Source organism: Hyphomonas polymorpha PS728 (assembly GCF_000685315.1).
GTDB lineage: Bacteria > Pseudomonadota > Alphaproteobacteria > Caulobacterales > Hyphomonadaceae > Hyphomonas > Hyphomonas polymorpha.
This window is the reverse complement of sequence record NZ_ARYM01000005.1, coordinates 147,938-173,654: the sequence shown is the minus strand read 5'-3', so window position 1 is coordinate 173,654 and position 25,717 is coordinate 147,938. Positions and strand designations below refer to the sequence as shown.

The following is a 25,717-nucleotide window of genomic DNA, read 5'->3' as shown; positions in this document are numbered from 1 at the left end:
TCCGAAGCGCGTCACTCGCGCCATTTCTCACGAAATGAACTCCAATAAAATCGATGACTTGGGCCGATCTTTCGGTTCGATTTCCATTGTCCCCCCCAGAACTGCGATACAAACTGGGATACAAAGGCGCTGTCTGACGTCTCGTGGATCACAATCCAAGTGTGTGCCCAAGAACTTCCCGATCAGTAAGAATTCATAGGATTTACATGCGAAATCGGCGTGATCTTCCCGATCGGTAAGATTCAGTGTTGTCTGAGGACTTTGGTCCTAGTATCTTCCCGATCGGGAAGATTTGATATGATCAGCAATGCCAGAGATTTCGGTCAGATGGTCGCCCGGGCCCGCAAGGCGCTGGGCATAACACAGCGCGAACTGGCGCTCGCCATCAATGCCGGAGAGCGCTTCATCGTCGACCTGGAAGCCGGCAAGCCAACGACCCAGCTGGGAAAGGCGCTCGCCGCCGCGCGGGCGGTCGGTGTGCGCCTTGAAGACGCCTCCGGGAACAGCACTGAGACGCCCCGGAAATGAAATTATCCGTTCTTGCAGATGGCGCTCGGGTCGGCGAATTTCTGACTGGTGAAGAGGGGCCTTCCTTCCGGTATGCTGCTGCATGGCAGGATCGAGCGGACGCGTTTCCGGTCTCCCTTGCCATGCCGCTCAGCCATGAGACCGCAGGTCCTGACATCGCCGCGCCCTGGCTCATGAATCTCCTGCCGGAGGGCGAACCGCTGCGGGCGATGACCCGCGCGCTTGGTCTTGGGACGGAAGATATTCCAGGGCTTGTGTCTGCGTCCGGGCGGGATCTGGCTGGTGCGCTGTCCTTCCAGGAGGTGGGACCGGACGCGGGTTACATTCCGATAGAGGATGGCGAAGCCCTTGAGCGGATCATAGAGGAACTGCCCGCCCGGCCTTTTCTGGTTGGGGATGAGGGGGTCGCCATGAGCCTTGCCGGCGCGCAGGACAAGCTGCCGCTGAGATTTGTCGATGGAAGCTTCTTTATTCCGGTCAACGGGGCGGCTTCGACCCATATTCTCAAACCTGACAATCCCCGCCTGCCGGGCAGCGTTCAGAACGAGGCGCTCTGCATGGTTCTGGCCCGCCATTGCGGCTTGCCGACAGCAGAGGTCACGACAGGGCAGGCGGGGGCGCGCAGCTATCTGCTGGTGACCCGCTATGACCGTGTCGTTCGCCGAAATGTCGGGCGACTTCACCAGGAAGACTTCTGCCAGGCTCTGGGGCGCCCGCCTGTGGCCAAGTACCAGCATAATGGAACAGGCCGGCAGGGGGTGACACTGGCCGACATGTTCACGCTGATCCGTGAGCAGATGACAGCGCGCGATACCAACCGGTTTCTAGAGGCCGTGATCTTCAACACCGCCATTGGCAATGTCGATGCACATGCCAAGAATTATTCGATCCTGCTGCGTCCGGAAGGTCCTTCGCTTGCGCCCCTCTATGACCTCATGTCGGGACTGGCCTGGGCGGGCATTACTGAAAATCAGGCCCAGGATATCGGTGGACAGCGGCGGGGGCAGTACATCTTTGGCCGCCATTGGCGGCGTATGGCGCAGGCCGCTGGTATTTCCGAGACAGCCACACTCCGCCGCGTGGAAATGATAACGGCGCAAATTCTGGAAGCGCTTCCTCTGGCGCGCGCCGAAGTGGCTGCGATGCCTGCCGGAGATGGCGTTCTTCTTGCTGAGTTTGAAGCGCAGATAGCTGCGCTTGCCCGTACTGTCGCCCTTAACCTCCGACAGGAGGATGGGCCTGATCCGGCTGATGAGTTGCCAGGTCCTGGAGCACGCTACGACAGATAGACCTGCGATCTGGCAAGCTGCCTGACGTCCTTACGCATTCTTCGGGCGAGCGCCCGGAAAATGCGCCCTTGGCAATTAAGGGTGGAAATTGATATGCAGAATGGATACAAGGAACGATCGCTGAGCTCCCGCGATCCTGACAGGTTTCTCCTAAGACGAGGCAGCCGATGGCAGGGTGAGATCGAACGGGATGTGGCCCTGTTATTGGAGACGCTCGCCCCCGATCCCGGAGGGGGAGCGCGAGATCGCGCATGCTTTGGGGCGGAGGCGATTTGAGTATTTCATTGAGCAGGTTGCCCGGAAGCTGACACGGGGAAATGTCTTGTTCACAAGACTGACGCTGGCGTTCGCAGGCAGCGAAGGGGTTTGAGCATAAGCAATCAGGAAAGCACTTGCTGACCGCACGTTTGCTCACTTCAGGCCAATAGAAACCTTCACCCGCTTTTTATAATCCGCACAAGGAATAACTTCTGATTGCTGGATTAGATTCTGGCGCGACGCTCAAAGGGCGGCTCAATCTGCAGGTCCGGGGATCGCCCGGCCGCCGGCCTGAACCGCAACGCCAGGCTTTAGGGCCCCGCCAGAGAAGCGAATATCTGAACGGCTGCCGGGAGCGCCAGCAGACACAAAATCTTAAGGTAGAATTTCTCTGCTATTTAAGATAACGTGCCTGCATGGTGAGACGGCGGCGGATCGAGGGTGTGAGGCTGCCTTTAAGGCCGCTCGTTGGCTCGCTCGATCGGCGGAGCCTCGGGGCGCTGATTCTGGCAATTCTGTGCATCATTGTGGGCGCTGGCCTGTCAGCTGCCGCGCCGCTGCTGCTGGCGCGCCTGGTCGATCTCCTGCCGGAAGGGGCAACGTCCGCTGCGGTGCTGGTTTGCCTCTATGCCGGCACTCAGGGGCTTGTGCGTATTGCTGCTGAGGGGCGCGCATTCTTCTTTGGCCGGGCAGAGCAGGATATTGTGCGGACGTTCAGCCTTTCGGTCGCCCGTCACACACTGTTGCTGCCGCTGGCTTTTGTACAGGCGCGATCTCCCGGCGCGATGGTGCAGATCCTCGAGAATGGCCTGCAAGGCTACCGTTTGTTGCTGCAGCACGGCGTGTTCACACTGCTACCGGGCATCCTGGAAATCACCCTGATTGGCGTCATTATTGCCACCCAACTGGATCTTGACTTCCTGGCGGTCTTTATGCTTTGCGGGCTCCTCTACGCTGTGGTTTTCGGTGGCGGGGCGGCACGGGTGCTCCTGGCGAGCCGGGAGGTGTCGGCTGCGCGGATCGAGGTGACTGCCCGTCTGGCAGACAGCTTTCTCAACATCGAGACCGTCAAGGCGCTTTCAGGTGAGCGAACGATCCTGGCCCGGATGGATCACGCCCTCGAGGAGGCGCGACAGAGCTGGCGGCACTTCTATTCGGTACGGCTCCGCAACGGAATACTGGTGACCCTGATCTTCTCTGCGGGGATGCTCACAGTCCTCTGGATGGGCATAGACCGGGTCGGGACCGGTGAGATGACGCCCGGCGCTTTCCTGCTCATCAGCGCCTACATGATCCAAATCGTCCGGCCCATCGAGATGCTCGGTTATGCGGCCCGCGATATCGGGCAGGGCGCAGCCTTTATCGAACGTCTCGGAGATATTCTCCGTGAGCTGCCCGAAGAAGGCACGGCGGGTCCCGGCGTCTGCCTGCCCGCAAGCGGGGGCATGGCTGTATCGTTGGTATCTGTCAGCTATCGCCCGGGGACGAGCGACGCCGTCCTGCAGGACATCTCGCTCGACATCCGGCCGGGGATGCGGGTAGGTCTCGTTGGCGCGTCGGGCAGCGGAAAGTCGACGCTGCTGCGGCTCGTACCAGGATTGCTGACACCCTCCGGCGGCGGAGTGCGGATCGATGGAGTGCCGGTCGGAGAGCTTTCTCTGTCGTCCCTGCGTAAGCAGGTTGCCTTTATCCCCCAGCAGGCGGGATTGTTCCAGGAAAGTCTCGCCTTTAATCTCGGTTTTCCGGATACGGATGTTCCAGACGACGTGGCAAGGGAGATGCTGGAGCGGATGCGCCTTGGCACCTTGGTCGCGGGGGCGCCCGCAGCGGGACTTTCTGGAGGCGAACGGCAGAGGTTGGCGATTGGGCGGGCCCTGCTGCGGCCCTGCCGGTTGGTCCTGGCGGATGAGCCGACATCCGCCCTCGATCCAATGACCGAATCTGCCATCCTGGCAGAATTGTTCAGGGGGATCGGCGAGGCGACCCTGATCCTTGCCTCGCACCGGCTGACGGCAGTGAGAGGTATGGATTTGATCGTGGTGCTTGATCGTGGACAGGTGGCGGAGACAGGCACCCATGTAAGCCTGATGGAAAAAAACGGGTTATATGCCGGGATGTGGAAGGCACAGGAGGAGTAAGGATGCAGCGGTTGGAACAGGGTCTGAGGCGCGTTGCAGCTTCAGGAAGGAAGCCTGCAGATTGGTCATTTTCAGATGCAGCTGGACATTTCGAGGTATGACAATCCCTACTAACTTGTCGTCTGGTGCATCTGAGGTTGGGCACGCGAACTGATTGAGGCGCAAAACTTCTCAGTAGCCGTAATGCTTCGCCACGAAGCCAATATTCGGCTCTATGAACAGCTGCGCCTTCGCGAGCGAGTTGCCAGCGAATAGCCCAGTTGGGCTTTCAGCATCTTTCCGGGCGCAAGTTGTCTAACGTCCAATTGACAGGCATAATTGTCGGCTGGGTCGGCGCAGCGATAAGACCCCGGTCAAAACCTGCGCCCCGTTGCTCATGCTTCGCGGTTTTCCGACGGCCCATACCTTTCCTTTCAGGGTTGCGCTTGCGATCAACTTTTGTCAAAATCTCTTCAGCATCTCTCCGGAGGGGCTCGGGGCGTCGGAAATCCCGTCAGAGCATGAAATCAGCCCTACGCGCACTGGTTTTCGCGAATGGCAACGCTATGGCTGATATCTGACGCTGCGGTCCTTTCTTCGGAACAGGATGCGCAGGGCGTCGGAAACCCTGGAGAAGCATGAGATTTTCTGGCGAGCCCCTTTGCGCGCCTTCTCCCTCTGTTTGTCCGCAGGTCCGGCGTTGGAGCAGGCAATGAGGACAGGTCATGGAGTCACCAGGAGCGCTGAAACAGACCGTACCCGGACCGCCGGAGCTATCCGCAGCAGCGAGCCTGGCCGCAGTTCGGTTGGACATATCGATCTCTCCCCTCACACTGCTCTTCCGAAGCCAGTACCGGCAGTTGGTGCGGTTTTGCAGGATCAGGGTGCGTGACCAGGCCGATGCCGAGGACATTGTGCAGGCGGCGTTCCTGAATGCGCGGCGGGCTTATCCGGACAAGGGGATCGAGGAACTGAGGCCCTTGTTGTTTACGCTGGTGCGCAACGGAGCGCTGGATTTCCTGAGGTCAGCGGACCATCGGAGGCGGCAGGCCTCGGTGGAGATCGGAGAGGCGGCTCACCTCATTGCCTGCGACCGGTCTCCCACACCGGAGCAACAGCTCATGGATGCTGACAGGCTGAAGGCCGCGCAGAAGATTATCGATGGCATGGCCCTGCACCGGCGCGACGCCCTGCTGCTCCACCGCATCGAGGGACTGACTTACGCCGAGATTGAAAAGCGCTTGTCTATGTCCCGGACGGGAGTCATTGTCGCGATTGCCGAAGCCGTGGCCGAACTGGCCGAGGGACTCGCGCGCGCAGAAGGCCGGCGCATTCCGCCCGGCCGGTAACCGGCAGGACATAAGAGAAACCGGATGTCCAAGGAGACGCCTCAGAGCCCGCTCCAGCAGGCAGCACGTTGGTATGCCGAGCTCTCCGACGAGTCCGCCGGTCCTGAGCTCTGGCGGCGTTTCCTGGTCTGGGAGCGCCAACCGCAAAACGCCGACGCGTTTCGAGAGGTCGAGCGCGCCATGGAGACGCTGGACCGCTCACGCTTTGAAACGCGGCGACCTTCCCGTTGGTGGGGTGCGGCGGGGATCGCCGCGGCAGTATTGCTGGGCGCGGTTCTAATCTTTCCGCGGTCTGGCGATGTGCCGGGCGTTCCGGCAGCTATAGCGCCGGATGTCCATGCCACGGTCGTGGGCGAGCAGCGGACGGTGGCGCTCGCAGATGGCAGCAAGGTGCGACTCAATACGGCCAGCCGGATTGAAGTACTGTATTCTGAAAGCGTGCGGCAGGTGACCGTGTCTGAAGGGCAGGCTTTGTTTGACGTGGCGCGGGGCCCAAGGCCTTTCGTCGTGTCAGCTGGCGGGTCGGAGACGAAAGCGCTCGGGACATCGTTTGAAGTCTACCTGCCAGGAGAGGGTGTGCGGGTGACCCTGGTGGAGGGGCTGGTGCAGGTCGCCGCTGGCGGAGCCGGGCCCGTATTGTTGTCACCCGGCGAGCAGCTCTCGATGCAGGGCGGTGCTGTGACCGTGGCCCGGGTAGACGCCAGGCAGGTGACCGCCTGGCAGGGCGGCATGATCTCGTTCACCGATGTAACACTCGAAGAGGCGGCTGCCGAAATGAACCGCTACTCCGAAATCAAGTTGCGGATTGATGAACGCCTGGCAGGCGAACGCCTCAGCGGGTCTTTCCGGGCCGGAGATCAGGAAGGCTTCGCTGCGGCGATGGAAGTGTTCCTCCCGGTCAGGGCTGAGCGCGCAGACGCAGAAATCCGGATCGTTCCTGCAGGCGGGTAAGGGTAATCCGTAAGCAGACGGTTCGTCAGGATGCGAGCCTGCGATGTTTTTCCGATGAAGAAAGATAGCGCTCCGTTGTTGATGTGAGGGCAGCGCAGGGGCTGCCCGGGGTCAGCCGCGGTTTCAGCGGCGGTGAACAGCCGGGCGAGGCGGACAAGCTGATGCGGGTCTCGCTCCCGCTCCCTGACGACAAGGTGAGTGCGGACGGTATCAAAGAGGGCGGCAATGCCCCCTGCATGGATGGCCACATATCGCAGCGCGCCTCCGCTGAACCAGGGCTCACGCGCGTAATCGCCGGGCGCGCCAATCCTCGTCAGTGCATGTGCCGGAACGGCAGACCAGCTGACCCTGTGCGTCTGGGAAGCCTGCATACCAACGACCTGCCACCAGTCCCGATCAATATGCGGCGGCGTTTTCTGGAGATCCACGAGCCAGAGCTGGACGCGGGCCGGATCATTCGCGGCCGTCGTCACCAGCGCGTGCGTCAGACTGCCTGCGCCACTGGCAAAGGATTTTCCACCGCGCACGACGCCGCTCTCGATCCGCAGCGGGGCGCCGGGAAGATCAGCATTCCACACGCCACACCAGCTGGCTTTTGCAAGGGTGTCAGCCAGACCCGGCATTCCGGAATATCGCCGGATGATCTGGATAGCATCGACGTGTCCTTCAAGAAGCCGCGCATAGGGAAGATCCTGGCGGCCTGCCGCGTGAAGCTGGCTCAGCAGGCATTTCATCTCCTTCGGCGTCTGAGGATCGGTACAGGATATCCCGTGTTCCGGGAGGCCCGCGGGGACGGAGGATGCGGAGAACTGGACGGTGAGCGGGCTCATGCGGCTTCCGCTTTCGGCAAGAGCGCGGCTTCCAGTTGGGCGAGCCGCTGTTCGGCCCGATCAAGGGAAAGCTCGGGCAGTTTGTAAGTTTCAAAGATGACGGCTTCGACAAAGGCATCAGAGTTCGGGGCGGCCTTTCTGAGTTCTGAAAGCCGGGCAGGGCTGATGGCGAGATTAAATTCTGCTGGCAGCGTGAGCGGGCCCACACCCATAACCTGACGCCTGAGCCAGTTGTGCCACTGGTAGTGAATGACGGCCGCGTCCGGATCGGGGACCAGGATTGCTTCGGCGGTGGCAGGAAAGGCTGCCAGTTCACAGGAAAGGCCGGCTTGGGCCCGGCCGAGCGTCCGGGCGGAAGTGAGAACATGGACGCTCCGGTCATGGCGAACCCGCCAGCCCTGGAGGCGTGCCTCGGCCACAAGTGCCGTATCCTCGCCTGTCGAGATTGCGGGAAATCCGCCCAGGGCCTCGTATGTTTTCCGCCGGAAGGCCAGGCTGGCGCCGCCGAGGGAGGGGTGAGAGGGATAAGGGTCATGTGCGACCGGGTCCAGAAACCTGCGCAGGCCGTGCAGGCGCTCCAGATAGGTTTCCTGGCGGCAACGCAGCGGCAGGTCGGCGGCATTCTCGCGGCAGATCCGTCCTGCCACGACATCGGTCTCTTCCAGCGCTGCCAGATTTCTGCGTATCCAGTCGGGAGACGGGGCCGTGTCAGCGTCGGTGGTCAAAAGAAACTGCGCTTCAGGAACTGATTGGAGCGCGTGCCGGCAGGCCGCGCGGCGAGCCCCTCCGGCATTTGGAGGACCGTCGGGCAGGTGCGCCTGCATCATCCGGAAGCCGCATGTTTCCTGAGCAGCGCTGGCCACGGAGACGCTTTCGTCATGACAGCTATCGAAAAGAAACAGGACTGCAAATACGGACGGGCAGATGTCCTGACCGGCCAGCGCGTCGATCAGGCGGGGAAGCAGTTCTGCTTCGTTTCGGACAGGGATGGAGATGACAACGCCTGGAGCGTGCATGGAAGCTCGTTACCAAATTAGGAAAAAATGAAGGACGGCAACCCGCGGCAGCGGCCAATAATCTGTATAAGGAGATCCATCAGCCCGTCCCGGGTCCGGATCGGGGAAAGGGATCTCCCCCGAATCGATTTCGGGGCTGAGACCAGCCGCCGAGGATAGCGGTCTTTTAAGGGCTGGCCTGTCTACCATGCGCGCGCTCCTGTGAAGTGTGCCGAACGACGTCTGACATTCTCCAAGGTTGCATTAAACTAAGTTAAGCGGGGCGGAAGGCGACGCTGAGACAATCGTAAAAAAGGGAAATCCACCGGGAACTCTGCCCGCGAAGCTGCGTTGGGGCAGCGGGAGGACAGACAGGCATTATGCCGCTCATTTCGCGAGGCCCTTTCATGAATTCGTTTCTATTAAACGCGTCAAGGCCTGTGATCTTGGTGAGCGTTTCTTTCAACCGAGAAGCAGCCTGGAGGACGCGCCGCAGGGATGGCGCATGCGTTGAGGGCAACGCAAAAGTCTTCGAGTAAAGAACGTATACAGATCAAAGAAAGGCTGTCTTTACAATTCCGTTTGACGCCGTTCGTGGCGGTATAAGACGCCTGCCAAAACAAACAGCAAAAAAGGTTTCGTTATGAAAGACAAAGATCAATCCGGCCTCGATGCTGCTGGTGTTCTTCATCAGACAGCAGACGAAAGCGGGGAAAAATTGACGACCCGGCAGGGGGTTCCGGTCTCGGACAATCAGAATCATCTCAAGGCCGGCGCCCGCGGGCCCATGCTCATGGATGACTTCGTGTTCCGTGAGAAATTGTTTCATTTCGATCACGAGCGTATCCCCGAGCGTGTGGTGCACGCGAGGGGTTACGGGGCCCATGGATTCTTCGAGACGCTTGATCCGCTGACGGATGTGACCTCTGCAGAAATATTCCGCAAGGCGGGTGAGAAGACCCCGGTCTTTGTCCGGTTCTCGACGGTGGCCGGGAATAAGGGCTCAATGGATCTCGCGCGGGATGTCCGCGGATTTGCCGTGAAATTTTATACCAAGGAAGGCAACTGGGATCTTGTGGGTAACAATATTCCTGTGTTCTTCATCCAGGACGCCATCAAATTTCCTGATCTGATCCATGCGGCGAAAGCTGAGCCGGACCGCGGGTTCCCTCAGGCGCAGACAGCGCACGACAATTTCTGGGACTTCATTTCCCTGACACCGGAAAGCATGCACATGGTTATGTGGATCATGTCCGACAGAACCATTCCGCGCTCCTACAGGTTCATGGAGGGGTTTGGCGTTCACACATTCAGGTTCGTTAACCGGGCGGGCCAGTCGACCTTTGTCAAGTTTCACTGGAAGCCCGCGGGCGGGCTTCAATCCGTCCTCTGGAATGAAGCCGTCAAGATAAACGGAGCGGATCCCGATTATCACCGCCGCGATCTGTGGGATGCTATCGGCGCTGGAGATTTTCCGGAATGGCATCTGGGCGTACAGTTGTTTGATGAAGCCTTCGCGGATGAATTCGAGTTCGACATTCTTGATGCGACCAAGATTATTCCCGAGGAGCTGGTCCCGGTGCGGATTGTCGGTAGGCTTGTGCTCGACCGCGTCGTCGACAATTTTTTCGCCGAGACCGAACAGGTCGCCTTTCATACCGCAAACATTGTGCCCGGTATCGACTTTACCGATGACCCCTTGTTGCAGGGGCGAAACTTTTCCTATCTCGATACCCAGCTTAAACGCCTCGGTAGTCCCAACTTCACCCATATCCCAATCAATCAGCCGCATTGCCCCGTCAGCCATTTCCATCAGGATGGACATATGGCCATGCGCAACCCCAAAGGGCGGGTCAATTATGAGCCCAATAGCTGGGGGGCGGAGAAGGGCGGGCCGCGAGAGGATCCGGCGCGTGGGTTCCGTTCCTGGCCGGCGGCAGCGTCCGGAGAGCGCGGGCGGGAACGCTCCGAGACTTTTGCCGATCATTACAGTCAGGCTGCCCAATTCTACCGCAGCCAGACACCGATTGAACAGGCTCATATAGCTTCGGCGCTGGTGTTCGAGTTGGGGAAGTGCGAGCGGGAGGAAATCCGTAGCAGGATGGTGTCTCATCTCCTGAACATTGATCAGGATCTTGCCCGGCAGGTGGCCGATGGGCTGAATCTCGGTCTGCCCGAGCCGGCGCCCTGCGCGCGGGAACCGATTACTGACCTGCCGGCTTCACCGGCCTTGAGCATCCTTTCGAACGGGCCGGAGAGTTTTTCCGGCCGCAAGCTGGGCCTGGTGCTTACTGAGGGCGCTGATGCCGGGATGGTTTCAGGCATTCTGGACGCGGTCATGGATGCAGGCGGCGTCCCGGTATTGATCTGCCCGCGGGTGGGCGGGGTGACGGACTCAGATGGCACCCTGCGCCCTGCAGATGAGGCTCTGGAAGGCGCGCCCTCCGTACTGTTCGATGCGGTCGCCATCCTGGCATCCAAGGAAGGAGCGGAAGAACTTGCCGGCAATCCGGCCATGAGAGATTTCCTTGCGGACGCCCATTCGCACAAGAAATTTATCGCGTTTTCGCCAGACGCCTCGGTTCTGTGGCAGGCGGCAGGTTTGCCCGCGGACTTGGATTCAGGTTGCGTTCAACTCAATGGGACGGACGACATTGATCAATTTGTCTCTCAGCTTCCCAAACTTCGATACTGGGAGCGCCCCTGATCGCCGGCACGTCGGCAAGACATCTCGATTACGTGCATGGGCACTCTTCAGGCCGTCGAAGCTGCAGAGCCGTCCTGACCTGAAGAACAGCCTATGTCTGCGGGCAGCTTCTGACCCCTGAGCTGCCCGCAGATTCTTTTCGCCAGATAGGATTTGGACATCCGGGCACGGACAGTATCATCGCCATGGGCCCGGCTAACAGGAATGGGGGGGGTAGGAAACCGGTCTCCGCATGGCACTTTGAAGCGGCTTATGCGTTGGCGGGAAGGGTGTGGAAAGCGGGGTTTGGAGGAAGGAAGTGCGCGCAGATATCAACAATGTGCAAGTCTCTCTGGAGGGGGCGAATCTGGCGGGGAGCCAGATTTTCGTTCTGGCAGGTATCGGAGTGTTTCTGGTTGTGGCAGCCGGCCTGACCGGCCTGATCGCCTTGAGTTATCTGAAAGGCCGGCGATCAGTCGGACGGTACCGGAAGAACCCGCCTCAGCGCTAAGGGCCCCCATCAACCTGTCCGCCCGAGCACCATGCAGAGAAACGCTGCCCGGCTTCCCGGGCGGCGTTCAATTTGCAGCTCTATCAGGTACTAGTTCTGCTTCTGCTTCCGGGACGAGCCGTCATTTTTATTTTCGGCGCTCTGTCGTTCGCTGCTCTGGAAATTTTCATTCCGAGCAACACGAAGATTATTCTGGCAATGACGCACGCCCGAGACGCTTTCGACGCAATCTTCTGCGGCCCGTTTGGATCTTCTGGAATCAACATGTCCAGCCAAGGTCACTTCACCTTTTTCGACACGGACTGTGATGTCCGACGCATCGAGGGCCCCATCGTCCGCAAGCCGGTCGCAGACGTCTTCGCGAATTCGGTCATCCGATCGCTGATAGTCTTTGGGGCCCTTTCCTCTATGGCGCTGGTCCCCGTTGCTGCGTTCGTGCAGATAGGCCGAAGGACCTGTAGGCAGGACAACGCCATCGCTGCCGCGGCCATCCCAGTCACTTCCGCGGCTTTCCTGGTCAAACCTGCCCGGTGCGGGCCGCCCCTGGTAGGTATCGTCATAGGTCATGTCGGGCCGGTCTGCGCGGTCCCGGTTGCGACCGTTCTCGCGGTAGGACCGGGGGCGGTCTCTTCCGGAGCGGTCAAAGTAGTTAGACTGGGCGTCCTCGAAGCGGCCGCTGGCTTCATTTTCTTCCCACAGATCACTGTCTTCGTATCTTTCATTGGTGTCGGGGTTACGGGACTCATGTGCCTGCCTCGACTCATATGAGCCATGGTCCCGGCGCCGTTCCTGATAAGGGGCGTGTCTGCTATGTTTTGACATGAGAAGGTCCTCCTTGACTTCTTGGGTGACGGTCTGTGCCGCCACCACCTTCTTGGAAGGTGGTCCCAAGCAACCAGACGACCGCTGCCTGGTTGCATTAAATAATATTAGGGACGCTATCTTTCCCTGCGCCTTGTCAACTAATAATCTCTATACGGATAAAATCTCAGGCGAGGCGGTTTAGGAAAACGCCGCAGAAAGCCCAAAATGCGTCGGAGACATGGTCGCTGGAACAGGCAGTCAGATGGCCTGCAGTCTGTTTGCCCTTTTGAGACTTCATCGGAATCGCTCGTCCTGGCAGTGTAACCCGATCAGATGGAGCTGGGATTGGCATGACCGAGATCCTTTATTCGAAGGAACAGCCGTTGTTTGAACAGAATATTACTGGATCGTAAGAAACAGTGAATGTAGTTTATGCTAATATTTTTTTTGATATCAGGTCAGTGATCGCGACCGGTAACAGAAAAGAGTCCGGCGATGACAAAATTCCGTCTCCCTCATGAATACGTAATGCGGCTCAATGCTGAGCTGCGGTCACGCAATGCGACCTGGATTGAAGGTGAGCCGCCGGAGAAAATTTCGAGGGCTTTTGTCGCGGCTGCTTCCATGGCGGATCTTTTCGAGATGAGGGTCGCCGAACTGGCGCTTGCGCAGGGCGGAGAGAAGGTTCGGACACTCGCCCGGTCGCTTCTGCAGGAACGCCGCCAGCAGGCCCAGCGCCTGCGGTCTACCCTCAAAATTGCATCGCTGGGGGACGTTGATCATTTCGTACCCTACCAGCTTGATCCACGGCGCGAACATCTTTTTGGGCGGTTGAGAGGAACAAGCGATAAAGATGACTTCGGTGCCTTGTTTATTAATCAGCAGAGAGCGTCGCATGAAGAGGCGGTAAGCATCTTTTGTTATTATGCGGTGTATGGCGAGAACGAGGCGTTGAGGGCTTTTGCCCGTATTACCTTGCCGTTCCTGGAGCGGCGGCTTGATCAGATGGCGCAGCTGGCCTGATCCTCCTGGCAGGCATTTGGCGCCAGATCCCCGTTCTTCTTGCTTCCGCCGGGCGATTGTCCGAGTCCGCCAGCAGGCATGCGCAGCGTGGTTCTTGCGGACCCGAGTTGTGTACGGATGAGTTTGGATGGGAAGAACGTTCTGGTGTCCCGCTATGCAACATCTGAAGTATTTACGTTTATCTAGTGTTCGCTTTGGGGTTGACCTGACAGGCAGATGAGCGCCTCATGCAGGAATGTTAGTCAGCTTTTTATCCGGCTCGCCGGTACTTGCCGTCAGCGCCATCAACAAATCTCTTGCGGAGGCAGTGAAACTCCCGCGCGGCGCGGGTGTGCCGTCGGAAACCCCTGTGGGGATTGATGAAGATGCGCTCGTTATCCGCAAGGGAGCAGAGGGGACCGGGATGGAGTTTATGCGCTGGGGCTTTCCGCCGCGCAGCCTGACCAACCGGAACGGCTGGAATCCTCCGATCTCCCAGGTGCATGATCTCGAGGATCGGTGGTGGCAGGAGTTGAACCGGTCCTATCTGCTTGAGGCGCGTCATCGCTGCCTGGTTCCGGTTTCTGCATTTGCTATCACGCAGGGCAGGCGCCAGAGGTGGTTTTTCCCGGAGGGTGGTCTGGGATTTTTGGCGGGTTTCTGGCGTTCCTGGGAGGGTGACACGCGGCTTGTATCCCTTCCGGGCGAGACAGAACGGCGCCGGGTATACAGTCGGCTGAAGCTGTTCGTTATTCTCGCTGTCCAGCCAGTGGAGGGAGGCCGACTTCGCTCAGATGCCTTACCCTCTGTTCTTACCGATCCTGCCGATATAGCCGACTGGATGGCGGGGGGCGAAGAAAGCCTGTTGAATAATCCGGACAGGGAAAGAAATACCGTTAAGGCAGGTGATTTGGTTTAGGTGTTCGAAACTGCCGAAAATCTAGGCCTCGCGCTCTAACCTGACTTCGGCGCTCTTGTCGTAGTTGAGGATTAATGGGAACCGTCCGCTACCAATGACGAGTTCCCAGTATGGACGGATTGCTTTGCCTGCAAGGTATTGGTCGGATGTGTTTTTGTTTGCAGACGCAAAGTCTTGAGCGCGCCAGCGGCCATGCCCTTGAATTTTGGATCGTCCGCAAGAGGCGCCACGAGAAGTCTTTCAGGATGATGCGCCGCTTTAAGTCTATGATAAAGGCGCGATCGGGAGAGGCCGGTATAATAGATGTAAAGCCCGCCGCCGAGAGCGATGCACTGCTCTGCGAAAGCTGATAAATCGGGATCAGGGTCGAGGAAAACCAGGTGTCGCAGCGCGCCGTGGTCAGGCATTGTGGCCGCGCACGATAAGACCCGTCACAATCGCGAGTACCAGCAGAAACGCCAGGACGACGACCTTTGCCGACCTTTCCCCCAAGTTTTCCCGGATCCAGTTCCGCTGGTTGTAAGCAGGGCTGGCGCCGACCATGTCCATTTCCTTGTTGGTCAGTGCAGGTGTGGTTCCGGCCGCTTCATCATCTGTCCCGAGAGGCGCTGCGGCCAGATCGGGATAGTTGGCCTTTTCTCCAGTGTTTCCGGAGTCGATGGCATGCTTCAAGCGTGTTGCTGCCGATGTCGGGCTGGGAGGGGGCTGCTTGTCTGGCATGCAGTTGCTCCTGTTCAACACGGTGACTTACGCCTGCGGTTCGCCAAGGTTGCATTACACATGCGCAACAAGGATGTTTCGCGCTCGCAGTATGGAACTCTCTGGTCTCATACGCGTCGATGATGGCCTTTGTGCAAAAGGCCTTGTCTCGCCGGACAGGAGGAAGATGCGCGCATGATCTCTGGAAAAAAGCGGCGGCTCTGGCCAATGTCCTGGCCGGTCTTGTTGGCATTGTCCGGAGCCGGTCTGATCGGTTTGTCGACCTTGGTGCCGGAGGCAGATTCCCGCGGGCTTCATGGATGGGCGGAATACGCGGGTCGTGTATTGATGGTGTGCGCCGTTGGATGGGCCGTTGCGCTTCTGACCGACTGGCGGCTTGCAGCTGCAATTGACCGCGCCGATATCAGTGTGGCGGATAATTTATCAGCCAGAAAATTCCGTACACGAATGCTCGTCCTCAGGCGGGTTGCCGGTGTACTCCTGGGCGTTATTACCCTTTCTGTGGCGCTGATGTCGATTCCGGTAGCCCGGGAAGTCGGCTTGTCCCTGTTTGCTTCCGCCGGAGTAGCGGGGATTGTGGTCGGGATTGCGGCTCAGCCGGTCCTCGCAAATCTTATTGCCGGGTTGCAGATTGCCATCACCCAACCCATCCGCATCGATGACGCCGTGGTCGTTGAGGGCGAGTGGGGCTGGATTGAGGAAATCGGGCTGTTCCACGTCATTATCAGGCTATGGGATGAACGCCGCCTCGTCACCCCTCTGACCTATTTCAACCAGAATCCCTTTCAGAACTGGACCAAGCAAAACGCGTCCATCATCGGGTCGATCTTCTGGTCTCTCGATTACAGAGCCCCTCTGGAAGAGATGCGGGCGCACCTGAAGCAGTGCTGCGAGGACCATCCGCTGTGGGACGGCAGAGTTTGTGTGCTGCAGGTCACCGAAGCCCGGCAGGACCGGATTGAGCTGAGGGCTCTGACGAGCGCCCGCTCGTCGCCCGACGCCTGGGATCTGCGCTGTGACCTGCGGGAAAAGATGATTGTATGGTTGCGGGCCCAGGCTCCTTATGCGTTGCCGGTTCAGCGGCTGGAAGGGCGCTTCTACAGGGAAGGGGATGAGGGTGCCAATCGCAGCGATCACGACGAAACCCACGAGAGGACCGATCCCCCGGACACTGACGATGCCGCCCCGCGCTCAGCTACCTGACCTGCTCGCCGCGCACGCTCAGCATCGGTGCCTTCTCCGGGGAAGACGCAAATACGCCGGAGTATACGATGGCTGATGAGTTGGCAGAGCTGTTTGCAACCCGGACCCCGGGCTGGAGCATTCTCCTCCGGCTGGGATGTGCCTGTCTCCTCGGATTTCTCATAGGGATCGACCGCGAAATACGCGGGAGGCCGGCCGGTCTCCGGACCCATATGTTGGTTTCCCTCGCCGCTGCCACCTTCACGCTCACGGCGATAGAGATCACCGCACTGTTCGGGACGCTGGAAGGCGTCCAGATTGATCCGCTGCGGGTTGTGGAGGCCATCACCTCCGGCGTCGCTTTCCTTGCGGCGGGAATGATCATCCAGGCACGCGGGAAGGTGATCGGGCTGACCACCGGGGCCGGTATGTGGCTTGCGGGCGCTATCGGTCTGGCCTGCGGCGCTGGCATGCTCACCCTCGCATTGGCGGCTACCTTCCTGGTACTGCTCATTCTCAGGCCGATGCGCCGCGTTGAACGCATGCTTGATTTGGCAGACAGGCACAAACATGACCACAGAGACCAGAAACCATCCGTCCCTCCAGGCGTTGAAGGAAGACAGGAGGATACGTGATGAAAAAGACTCCCCTCGATCGGCTGGCCATGCCGCGCACTTCTCTCAGTTTTGCGCTCCAGTCACTGGCTTCGGCGCGGCGGCGCTGGCGGCAGATGATCCCTGGCGCTGAGCCAGTCGGGCCTCCCGGAGAAGAAGTCAGTCATTACAGTGGCCGGCCGGAAGATGCGGTTCTCGGCGGCGGCCCGGAGAGCCCAGTCGGAAAGATATCGGACAAATAACCTTCAGAAAGTACAGGCACATTGGGCATCCTGGCGTTAGGGGCAGACGCTCAGTTCAAACGTCAGCTTAAATGATGGGGCCAGCGTGGAACCGGCGAAAAGCTGACGCATTGTGAGGGGACATTAATATAAAGTTTGAAGAGCAATCATGATCCTGCAATATTTCCAGCCGGTATTCCGATGAAGGAGTTTCTCGGATATGCGGCCATGCTGACAGGAACGGTCGCCGCGATCATGGTGTCTGCCAATGTTGGGCGCAGGCTAACGGGTTATGGATTCGTGATCTTCACGATCTCTTCTATAACTTGGATCACGTATGCATTTCAGGATGGCGAAACGCCGTTGATCCTGCAGAATGCAGTGCTGACACTTATTAATGTCGCTGGCATTTACCGGTGGCTGATCGCCAAGAAGAAGCCGTCTCAATAGCCGCCCGGTGGATCGCTCGCCGGAAAGGATTCGTCCATTGCTTCGTCAATTTCATCCCATTCGGCAGGCGGATCTTTCATGGCTTCGGGGCCAGCATCCCGAACAGGCTGCGGCCCTGCTGTTTTGTTCTCTGTACGATTTGTTTGTCTGAATCCAGATAAAGCAGAGTGTAGACGCAAGAGCATGGTCTTATCCTCCAGAGTGAGGTGGTCAGTAGTCTGCATGGCCCGGCAGAATATACCGGAAAAGGACGAAGGCGATGATCAAACCAAAGCCGACCAGAAACACCAGAAGTGTAAGCATCGGTGGTGGGCGGACGGGTTTCCGCTCGGTTGTCTCGGCTGAACCTTCCTGGCGATCAGGCGGCGAGGTGGAAGAAGATGGCCGGTGGGGATCCTCTGGGGGCGGTGTATAGGACATATCATGCTCCTGAGCTGTGTGGCCGGAACGGATGCGCCGCCGTTTTGTTGCGTTAAATATCTGTAGTAGGTGGATGCAGCCCTTTAGCCCAAACCCGTAGGCTGAAGCGCCCGCGTTGGAAAGAATTTGTAGGCCTTGGGGAACAAGGCTCTTGTTTCATCGTTTATCGGGGCGACCAGGTAACTCTTCTGAGGGCGTTCATTTTCGCAGGAAGGGCCATGAGGATGGCGCGGATACTGAAATGGGACAAGACCTATGAGTATCGTGCCTGGCCGGGCCCGGAGGATACTCTGGCGGCAACTATCCGGCGGGATTTCCAGTCTCAGCAAATGGAAGATAGAACGGATGACTATCTATTGCCGGTAGGGCTTTCAGCTTTGACCTTTCTTCCAAAAATCCGGGCGGGGAAGAAATTCGAGATAAAGCAAAGGATCCGAACCGACGCCGCCGTCGAAATCTGGCGGCGGATCTTCAGCGAAAAATTCCCGCTCAACCTGAATGTTCAGCCTGTACTTGAAGCAGTTTATCCGAGTGCCACGCTTACCGAAGGCGCGCTGGACACCCCTGGGCGGCTAGTCCGGATGCTGATGCCGCACGCCTTTTTCTGTAGAGTGCGCAAAACACGCCTGTCTCTCCGGAAGGGCGCCTGCAAGGCCGAGATTACGGAGATCGAAGCCCTTGGAAAAGAAACCATGACGGTCGCTCTGGAGTGTAGAAAGCTTTCGCCGGTGGCGGACTATCTTCTCGCGCAAGGCAGCCCACTACTTCCCAATATCGATTATGGGACCTGGCTAAGGGCGCAGATCAAACGCCGTTCCTCGATAGGGCTTGTGGACGACCGGAGATGGCCGCCTTGAGAGGTGCTGTCCGAGTTGGAGGCCTCGCCTGCGTTGCCCCTTTAGCCAGAGGCTCCGGCGGTCCGGGGCGGGGCTTAAATATTATCGGCTTTCCCTTTTCGATGTCAGAAATACCATCCGGTATCGGATGGTTATTTGCGCGCAGCGTGAGCCTGATCGGAACTGGATTGGAAGTCAGGCATTTAAGAGAAGCGATGGGTAACCGCCTGTATTGAGGGGTCTTATGTCTAGTTCTGAACCTGAACCGCCGCTTTCCCGGCATCAAGTCTCGGCAGAGATGGCTGGTCTGAATGCCTCCGATCTTTCCGCGCCAGGCTGGCGGCGCATTCGATGCGGCAAGGGGTGGCGCTATCTCGGCACTCACGCAAAGCCGCTTCTCGGACGAAGCCGGGAAAGATGCCGGAGCCTGATCATTCCGCCTGCCTGGACAGATGTGTGGATCAACCCCGATCTGCGCGGGCATATTCAGGCGGCTGGAACGGATGCGGCTGGGCGCCGTCAATACCTCTACCACCCGCTTTGGCAGAAAGCGATGGCCACGGCGAAGTTTGAGGACCTGCCGGAGTTTGCACGACGACTGCCAAGGCTCAGGGCAGCATTGCGCAGACAGCTGAGATCGCCCGCTGACGATCGTGAGTTTGCTCTTGCCGTCATTGTCGGTCTTCTGGATTGTGCGGGCCTCAGGATCGGCCACCGGCGTCACCGGCAACGAACAGGGGCTGTCGGCGCGACGACTCTGCAGTCGCGGCATCTCAGGAAAAAGCCCGATGGGTTGTTGCTGACTTTTCCCGGGAAGAGTGGCCAGAAGCAGACGGTAAACGTAGAAGATCCAGAGATTGCAGCCGCCCTGATTGATCTTACCAGGATGCCGGGACCGGATCTGTTCGTTCTGGAAGAGGGACGGATAACCGCCAGCATGGTGAACCAGTTTATCGCTGAACTGATGGGCGCGGGCTTCACGTCCAAGGACTTCCGAACCTGGGGCGGTAGCGTAGCGGCGACCAGAGCTTTGCTCGCCGCTCCGCCTCCTTCCATTCCTGAAGTGGCGCGGGCGGCGGCGGATTGGCTGGGCAACACGCCGGCGGTTGCGCGAAGTGCATATATCCACCCGGCGATCCTTGAGGCGGCTGCGCGGAATATAACCCCAACTGCCAAGGGCGGCCCTGTGCGTCTGCGTGCAGACGAGCGGCTTTGCTACGCTCTGATTTCGGGCTGAGACCGGACAGGCAGGTCCGCAGGTACGTTAGAACTCCGAAAAGACGGTAATCATCGAACTGGTCAACGCCTGTCGATGACCGGCGATATCCTTCCACGGATCTTCTTTAAGCCTCGAGGGCGCCAGTTCAGGTGTGAAAACATCTGACGCCGGCAGAGTGGCCAGTTCCTTCCAGGTTACCGGCGCGGCAATCGCTGCGCTGGTTCGGGCCCGGAGCGAATAGGGCACGATGGCCGTTGCTCCGCGGCGATTGCGCAGCCAGTCGATAAAAATGCGTCCTTTGCGCTTTTCAAGCGAAGCGGTGGCAATGAAGCGTTCCGGCGCCGCTTGAGCGAGGCTGCGCGCAATACCCCTCGATACAGAGCCTACATCGTCCCAGCCATGGCGGCGCATCAGCGGGACCATAACATGTACGCCCTTTCCGCCTGTTACCATCGGAAAAGAGGCGAGCCCCACCTGATCCAGAAGTTGCCGGATATCCTCTGCGGCCCCCTTGACCTGATCGAAGGATACGGATGGGTCGGGATCCAGATCGAAGATCATTCGGTCAGGCCTGTCCAGGCGATCTGCGCGAGCCGCCCAGCCGTGAAGTTCGATCATTCCCATCTGTGCCGCCTGAAGCAGTCCGGCTTTGTCATTGATCAGAAGATAGTCTGCCTTGCTCCCCGATTTTTCGCGGATTGACACCCGGCGGATTTTATCGGGAAGATGGCCGGCATGTTTCTGGAAAAAACACTCCCCTGAAATTCCGTCGGGACAGCGGAACAGGCTGACGGGGCGATTGCTCAGCCAAGGGATAATACGCGGCGCGGCGAGATCGTACCAGCGGGCCACCTCACCCTTTGTAAGTCCGGCATTGGGAAAAACGATGCGAGTGGCATGTGTGACGGAGACACCTTCTATCTCCAGGGTATCCTTTGCCGTGGCGCCGGGAAGAGGGGCCTTCTTGCTTCTGGGCGCAGGCTGACGTCCAACTTCCTTCGCCATCTTGTCTTCTCGCAGCCCCATGAAAGATGAGTGTCGCAACAGGCCAGCAGCGGTCTGCTCCGGATATGTTACCTCGGCGACAAGACGAGGTTCAAGCCACACAGCATCGCGGCGCGCTTCGCTGGGGATGTTGCTGAAGGGAGATTTCGTCCGTCTCAAACCTTCCATTCGCCCGGCGAGCTGTTCCATAGCCGTGTCTGTAAAACCGGTGCCGACCCGTCCGCGATAGATCAGTTGATCGCCCTCGTATTCTCCCAGAAGAAGGGAGGCAAAGGGCCGGCCCTTCTTGTCTGATCGCCGATAGCCCCCAATCACGAATTCGTCGCGGCCAATGCATTTGGACTTCTGCCAGCTGGAATGACGTCCCGGCCGGTAGAGCGCGCCGCGGCGTTTAGAGACAATACCCTCCAGGTCCATGCGGCACGCGGCGCGGGCAATCTGTGCGCCGTCGCCCTGCAGGTCCTCGCTGAAGCGGACGGTGACGCCGTCAGATGGCAGGATGGCGCGAAGTTTTTTCTTTCGGACGTGAAGGGGCTTCTCCCTCAGAGACGCGCCGTCAAACTCTAGTAGATCAAAAACGAAATAGGTCAGGCGTTCTGCGGCGCCGTTCGAGAGCTGCGAGAAATCGCTGCGCCCTGCATCGTTCAAGGCCACCAGTTCGCCATCCAGAACCGCGGAGGGAAGTCCGAGCGCGCTCAGAGCGCGGGCAACCGGTGGGTAGCGCTGGGTCCAGTCGTGGCCATTGCGGGTCATCAACCGAACGGTTTTGCCCTGAATGAGAGCCTGGATCCGGTATCCGTCGTGTTTGATTTCGTGAACCCAGTCTGGACCTTCAGGGGGCGTATCGACGGCCACTGCGAGCTGCGGCGGAATGAACTCCGGTAGCGCATGGGATTTTCCTTTCGCAATTCCTTCAAGGTCGAGGCCGCTGGCAACACTCTCGGACCAGATGGCCACCGGATCTTTGTCGGTGCTGGCTTCAGCGTCTTTTTCCTTGATCAGCAGCCAGTTCTCACGATCAGACCGGCGCTTGGGTTTCATCCGCACCAGAGCCCATCCGCCGCGAAGGCGCTGGCCCTGAATCTGAAACTTCAGCACACCCTTTTTTACCGCTTCATCTACATCGCCATCCGGGATCCAGCTTCCTTCATCCCAGAGCAGGACGGTTCCCGCGCCGTATCCTGACGGAATTACACCTTCAAAAGTGCCATAGGCCACCGGGTGGTCCTCGGTTCGCACCGCAAGGCGTTTGTCCGCAGGATCAAGGCTTGGACCGCGGGTGACGGCCCAACTCAGGAGCACCCCTTCATGCTCCAGCCTGAAATCGAAATGCAGCCTCCGCGCGGCATGCTTTTGCACGACATATCGTCGTCCCGGAGACGCTGGCTGCTCTGCGCCCGCAGGCTCCGGAGTTTCGGAAAAATTCCGTTTACTGATATATTCTTCAAGAGATCGCTGCCCGGCCATGTCAGGCTGCCTTTTTGCTCCGGCGCGGTTTTTTCTTGCCAGATTTCTGTTTTTCGGCGTCAAGACTGCGCCGCAGCGTTTCCATCAGGTCAACAATCTTGGCGTCGGAATCGCGATCATCATCGGATGGTGCGGATATGGTGCCCTTCGATTGCTTTTCCTTGATGAGGTCGAGCAGGGCAGCGCGGTATCCAGACTTGAAATCTTCTGGTCTGAATGGCTCTGACCGCCGCTCTATAAGTTCGCCTGCCAGTGCAGCCATGTCCGGGTCTATCTTGATTTTTTCTATCACATCGAAAACCTCTTCGGAGGCGCGTACTTCGTCGGCATACCGCAGTGTCTCTCCCAAAAGACCCCGGCCACAGGGCCGTATGGCAATGATGTGATCGCGGCCCCGCACGGACAATTGCCCCAGCGCGGTTTTCCCTGTCTTGCGCAGGGCGTCTGCGATAACGGCATACCCCTCCTGAGCAATCTCGTTTCCGGCGGGCACCACATAATAGGGCTTCTCGAAATATCGGGGATCTATCTCTCCCTGATCTACGAACTGGATCAAATTGATCGTGCGCTTGCTCTCTAGCTTTATCTTATCGAGTTCTTCGTCAGAGAGCAGAACATATTCATTGTCTTCTATTTCATACCCCTTCACGATATCATCGGTATCCACTGGCCCCACGCCTTCGGCCACTTTCTGATATCGGATTCGCTTTCCAGAAGGTTGGTGGATCATGTTCAGGCGGATGTGGTGGCCTGATGATGTGGCGGAGTAGAGTTCAACAGCAATGTTGACGAGCGAAAGCTTGAGATAGCCTTTCCAATAAGGTCGTCTGGCTGCCATGAGGTATCTGTCCTTCCATGCTCACAAGCCAGCAGCTGGCAGGAAGTTCCTTGATGACGAAAACTTCACTTCGTAGCGCGCAACCCTCGCGGGCTGCACGCATTGGCACCCTAGTTGGTTTCAACACTGAAGGAGGTCCCGATGGCACTGCAACATGAAAAGATGAAAGAAGGAAAGCTCCCCGGAAATGAACGTTCGCTTGATCCGAAACCGGACTGGGAACCCCGGTATCGTGGATCTGAGCGGCTGCAGAACAAGGTCGCTCTGATAACTGGCGCCGATAGCGGAATTGGGCGGGCGGTGGCCGTGCTCTTCGCGCGGGAAGGTGCAGACGTTGCCGTTGCCTATCTTTGTGAAACAGAAGACGCAGAGAAGACGAAGCAACTGGTTGAAGCGGAAGGGCGCCGCTGCCGGCTTTTTGAGGGGGATCTGGGCGACCCGGAATTCTGCGCAGATATTGTGTCGGAAGTGATTTCCGAGTTCGGGCAGCTAGATATTCTCGTGAACAATGCCGGAGAACAACATCCTGACAGGGATATAACGGATATTTCGGATCACCAGCTGCACCGCACTTTCCAGACAAATATCTATTCCATGTTTTATCTGACCCGCGCGGCGCGACCGCATTTGGGAGAAGGCGCGTGCATCATCAATTGCACGTCCGTTACCGGCTACGCAGGCAGCAGTGATCTTCTGGATTACTCTGCCACGAAAGGTGCCATCACCGCTTTTACCCGGTCATTGTCGGAGAGCCTGGTGGGCGACGGTATTCGCGTCAATGCGGTGGCGCCGGGCCCGATCTGGACCCCGCTTAACCCCTGCGGAGGAGCGTTGCCCGAAAAGCTTGAGGATTTCGGGGAGAGCACGCCCATGGGCCGCCCCGGCCAGCCCAATGAGGTGGCGCCCTGCTTCCTGTTCCTCGCTTGCGCCGATTCCAGCTATATGAGTGGGCAGGTTCTTCACCCCAACGGGGGTATCATCGTCGCATCGTAACAACTGACCAGGAGCCCCGGGGGTGGGGCTCCTGGTCAGTGGCTGTGTCTCTGCTCCAATGTGCGCTCAAAGCTTGCCTGGAAATGCAGTCAGGGGACTGGTCATCGGTCCAAGGCTACCTTGGCCGAGCGAAGCCAGGTTGCTGATCCGGATAACTGCAGATGCCTCCAAAGCGCGGAGATAGCTATCGGCCCACCAGTCTCCATTGCTCTGACGGAGGATGTCATACATCTGTTCATGACGTTGCCTCCGTTCCCCGACAGGCATTCTGGCAGCCTTTCGGATACCGTCTGCCACCGATGCTGGATCGTGAGGATTGATCAACACCGCGCCGCCCTCTAACTGTTCTGCGGCTCCTGCGAACTTCGACAACACGAGCACGCCGGGATCTTCTGGATCCTGAGCAGCGACAAATTCCTTGGCCACCAGGTTCATACCGTCATTGAGCGGAGTAATCAGCGCGATGTCCGCCCGCCGGAGCAAGCCGGATATCGCTGATCGGGCCACCGCCCGGTGTATATATTGAACCGGTACGTATCCAATGTCTGAAAACTCGCCATTTACCTCGCCAGAAAGTTGCTCGAGTTCCCGGCGCACATCCATATAGGCACCGACATCTTCCCGGGTTGGCGGAGCAATCTGAACAAATGCTATCCGATCCTCTTCCGCCGGGTGATCCCGAAGGTAGGTCTGAAACCCCCGCAGGCGGTTAGGTATGCCCTTGGTGTAGTCAAGCCGGTCCACGCCGATCATCAGCCGGTGTGAAGACAGAGGAGGGGTTTGCGTGCGAATGGCATCTTCTGCCATGTCGCGGAATCCATCTGCGTCAATGCCTATTGGAAAGCTTCCGACACGGATGATCTCATCCTGCCATCTTATACAGCGTCCGGAGATCAGCTGCGCGGCGCCCGCGCTGCGGAAAGCGTCCAGGAAGCGGGCCACGTCGCGTGAGGTCTGCAGGCCGACCAGATCATAGGCCGCAAACCACCGGAGAAATGAATCGCTATGGGAAAGAGCCTGAACACTCCCCGCGTCAGGAAAAGGTGTATGGAGAAAAAATCCAATGGGGTTGGTAACCCCAAGTTCGCGGAGAGCCGCAGCGAGGGGTATCAGGTGATAATCGTGAATCCATAGAATGTCAGTATCCCGCAAATGGGGGCGGGCGAGTTTGGCCAGCCTTCTGTTGACAGCTTCATAGGTCGCTCGTTGACCGGAGCTGACATCAAGAAGATCAACCCGGCCATGCAGCATGGGCCAAAGGACGGAGTTTGCGTAACCGAGATAATAGTCCTCATGTTCCGCCCGGCTAAGCGGCATCGTCAATCGATCGAACGTTTCTCCCGGTCTGGGAATTAGAGTATCAGGCGGCTCTTCATCTCCCGGCTCCGTGCCGATCCATAATCCGCCGCGATTGTCCATGGTGGATTGGAGAGCGACGACGAGGCCACCGCTCGGAGGACCATCTGCCGGAACGCGGTTTGAAAATATCACAAGTCTCGACATGAAGTTCTCC

24 protein-coding genes and 1 pseudogene are annotated in these 25,717 nt (G+C 58.7%); 15 read left to right on the top strand and 10 right to left on the bottom strand.

What is annotated here, in order from left to right; all coding sequences use genetic code 11:
• Nucleotides 1-297 precede the first annotated feature (297 nt).
• The 5 genes from HPO_RS06130 (at nt 298) to HPO_RS06105 (ending at nt 6,492) form a co-directional block, all read left to right on the top strand.
• Nucleotides 298-528 carry a helix-turn-helix domain-containing protein gene (locus HPO_RS06130; RefSeq protein ID WP_035595763.1) on the top strand — a complete coding sequence of 77 codons (231 nt, stop codon included), beginning with the start codon at nt 298-300 and terminating at the stop codon, nt 526-528.
• Nucleotides 525-1,817 (top strand): type II toxin-antitoxin system HipA family toxin, encoded by a 1,293-nt coding sequence (locus HPO_RS06125; protein WP_051612358.1) that lies wholly within the window; start codon nt 525-527, stop codon nt 1,815-1,817. Before HPO_RS06130 ends, HPO_RS06125 begins: the two co-directional genes overlap by 4 nt.
• Before the next feature lie 674 nt (nt 1,818-2,491).
• Nucleotides 2,492-4,213, top strand: coding sequence for an ABC transporter ATP-binding protein (locus HPO_RS06115; protein WP_035595759.1), 1,722 nt, complete (start codon nt 2,492-2,494; stop codon nt 4,211-4,213).
• 785 nt (nt 4,214-4,998) lie between these two features.
• A complete protein-coding gene (locus tag HPO_RS06110; RefSeq protein ID WP_162174016.1) occupies nt 4,999-5,541 on the top strand; it encodes an RNA polymerase sigma factor in 543 nt (180 codons plus the stop codon).
• A 24-nt stretch (nt 5,542-5,565) separates the two neighbouring features.
• A complete protein-coding gene (locus HPO_RS06105) occupies nt 5,566-6,492 on the top strand; it encodes a FecR family protein (RefSeq protein ID WP_051612357.1) in 927 nt (308 codons plus the stop codon).
• On the opposite strand, the gene HPO_RS06100 is transcribed toward HPO_RS06105, so the two are convergent.
• Complete coding sequence (locus HPO_RS06100) at nt 6,399-7,322, bottom strand: hypothetical protein (RefSeq protein ID WP_051612356.1); 924 nt, start codon at nt 7,320-7,322, stop codon at nt 6,399-6,401. The two genes, HPO_RS06105 and HPO_RS06100, sit on opposite strands and share 94 nt — an antisense overlap.
• Nucleotides 7,319-8,338 carry a glycosyltransferase family 2 protein gene (locus tag HPO_RS06095; RefSeq protein ID WP_051612355.1) on the bottom strand — a complete coding sequence of 340 codons (1,020 nt, stop codon included), beginning with the start codon at nt 8,336-8,338 and terminating at the stop codon, nt 7,319-7,321. The genes HPO_RS06100 and HPO_RS06095 overlap by 4 nt, the downstream gene beginning before the upstream one ends.
• A 622-nt stretch (nt 8,339-8,960) precedes the next feature.
• On the opposite strand from HPO_RS06095, the gene HPO_RS06090 reads away from it, so the two are divergent.
• Entirely contained in the window at nt 8,961-11,024 is a 2,064-nt protein-coding gene (locus tag HPO_RS06090) for a catalase (RefSeq protein ID WP_035595754.1), read from the top strand.
• A gap of 580 nt (nt 11,025-11,604) precedes the next feature.
• Here HPO_RS06090 and HPO_RS20210 read toward each other — a convergent pair.
• Nucleotides 11,605-12,336, bottom strand: coding sequence for a BON domain-containing protein (locus tag HPO_RS20210; RefSeq protein ID WP_114105439.1), 732 nt, complete (start codon nt 12,334-12,336; stop codon nt 11,605-11,607).
• 477 nt (nt 12,337-12,813) lie between these two features.
• On the opposite strand from HPO_RS20210, the gene HPO_RS06075 reads away from it, so the two are divergent.
• Nucleotides 12,814-13,341, top strand: coding sequence for a DUF4142 domain-containing protein (locus HPO_RS06075; RefSeq protein WP_084324195.1), 528 nt, complete (start codon nt 12,814-12,816; stop codon nt 13,339-13,341).
• A 235-nt stretch (nt 13,342-13,576) separates the two neighbouring features.
• Nucleotides 13,577-14,239, top strand: a complete 663-nt coding sequence (locus HPO_RS06070; protein ID WP_035595746.1) for an SOS response-associated peptidase family protein — start codon at nt 13,577-13,579, stop codon at nt 14,237-14,239.
• A gap of 71 nt (nt 14,240-14,310) precedes the next feature.
• Here HPO_RS06070 and HPO_RS20470 read toward each other — a convergent pair whose 3' ends face one another.
• Nucleotides 14,311-14,646 carry a hypothetical protein gene (locus HPO_RS20470; protein ID WP_157532706.1) on the bottom strand — a complete coding sequence of 112 codons (336 nt, stop codon included), beginning with the start codon at nt 14,644-14,646 and terminating at the stop codon, nt 14,311-14,313.
• Nucleotides 14,639-14,959: a hypothetical protein gene (locus HPO_RS06060; protein WP_035595743.1), complete on the bottom strand. Its 321-nt coding sequence runs from the start codon at nt 14,957-14,959 to the stop codon at nt 14,639-14,641. The genes HPO_RS20470 and HPO_RS06060 overlap by 8 nt, the downstream gene beginning before the upstream one ends.
• 174 nt (nt 14,960-15,133) lie before the next feature.
• Here HPO_RS06060 and HPO_RS06055 point away from each other — a divergent pair, with 174 nt between their 5' ends.
• The 3 genes from HPO_RS06055 to HPO_RS06040 all read left to right on the top strand — a co-directional run bounded on the left by HPO_RS06055 (nt 15,134) and on the right by HPO_RS06040 (nt 17,426).
• Nucleotides 15,134-16,162 carry a mechanosensitive ion channel family protein gene (locus HPO_RS06055; RefSeq protein WP_051612353.1) on the top strand — a complete coding sequence of 343 codons (1,029 nt, stop codon included), beginning with the start codon at nt 15,134-15,136 and terminating at the stop codon, nt 16,160-16,162.
• Nucleotides 16,163-16,230: 68 nt separating this feature from the next.
• A complete protein-coding gene (locus tag HPO_RS06050) occupies nt 16,231-16,776 on the top strand; it encodes an MgtC/SapB family protein (protein ID WP_051612352.1) in 546 nt (181 codons plus the stop codon).
• 356 nt (nt 16,777-17,132) lie between these two features.
• Complete coding sequence (locus HPO_RS06040) at nt 17,133-17,426, top strand: hypothetical protein (RefSeq protein ID WP_157532704.1); 294 nt, start codon at nt 17,133-17,135, stop codon at nt 17,424-17,426.
• On the opposite strand, the gene HPO_RS06035 is transcribed toward HPO_RS06040, so the two are convergent.
• Together HPO_RS06035 and HPO_RS20465 are read right to left on the bottom strand one after the other, a co-directional pair.
• A complete protein-coding gene (locus HPO_RS06035; protein ID WP_035595740.1) occupies nt 17,420-17,611 on the bottom strand; it encodes a hypothetical protein in 192 nt (63 codons plus the stop codon). The two genes, HPO_RS06040 and HPO_RS06035, sit on opposite strands and share 7 nt — an antisense overlap.
• A 25-nt stretch (nt 17,612-17,636) precedes the next feature.
• Nucleotides 17,637-17,846, bottom strand: coding sequence for a hypothetical protein (locus HPO_RS20465; RefSeq protein WP_157532702.1), 210 nt, complete (start codon nt 17,844-17,846; stop codon nt 17,637-17,639).
• A gap of 224 nt (nt 17,847-18,070) precedes the next feature.
• Between HPO_RS20465 and HPO_RS06030 the strand changes: the two genes are divergently transcribed.
• The 3 genes and pseudogenes from HPO_RS06030 (at nt 18,071) to HPO_RS06025 (ending at nt 19,919) form a co-directional block, all read left to right on the top strand.
• Nucleotides 18,071-18,703: a hypothetical protein gene (locus HPO_RS06030; RefSeq protein ID WP_157532700.1), complete on the top strand. Its 633-nt coding sequence runs from the start codon at nt 18,071-18,073 to the stop codon at nt 18,701-18,703.
• 223 nt (nt 18,704-18,926) lie between these two features.
• A pseudogene (locus HPO_RS21200) lies at nt 18,927-19,175 on the top strand (DNA topoisomerase IB); the annotation flags it as partial.
• Between the two features lie 60 nt (nt 19,176-19,235).
• On the top strand, nt 19,236-19,919 hold the full coding sequence (locus HPO_RS06025; RefSeq protein WP_051612350.1) for a site-specific integrase: 684 nt from the start codon (nt 19,236-19,238) through the stop codon (nt 19,917-19,919).
• Between the two features lie 27 nt (nt 19,920-19,946).
• Here HPO_RS06025 and ligD read toward each other — a convergent pair whose 3' ends face one another.
• Nucleotides 19,947-22,373: a DNA ligase D gene (gene ligD / locus HPO_RS06020; protein ID WP_035595736.1), complete on the bottom strand. Its 2,427-nt coding sequence runs from the start codon at nt 22,371-22,373 to the stop codon at nt 19,947-19,949.
• Between the two features lies 1 nt (nt 22,374).
• Entirely contained in the window at nt 22,375-23,211 is an 837-nt protein-coding gene (gene ku, locus HPO_RS06015; RefSeq protein WP_035595734.1) for a non-homologous end joining protein Ku, read from the bottom strand.
• 141 nt (nt 23,212-23,352) lie between these two features.
• Between ku and HPO_RS06010 the strand changes: the two genes are divergently transcribed.
• Entirely contained in the window at nt 23,353-24,204 is an 852-nt protein-coding gene (locus tag HPO_RS06010) for an SDR family oxidoreductase (protein ID WP_035595732.1), read from the top strand.
• A 66-nt stretch (nt 24,205-24,270) separates the two neighbouring features.
• Here the strand turns inward: HPO_RS06010 and HPO_RS06005 are convergent, their stop codons facing one another.
• A complete protein-coding gene (locus HPO_RS06005; RefSeq protein WP_084324193.1) occupies nt 24,271-25,707 on the bottom strand; it encodes an alpha,alpha-trehalose-phosphate synthase (UDP-forming) in 1,437 nt (478 codons plus the stop codon).
• Nucleotides 25,708-25,717: the final 10 nt, after the last annotated feature.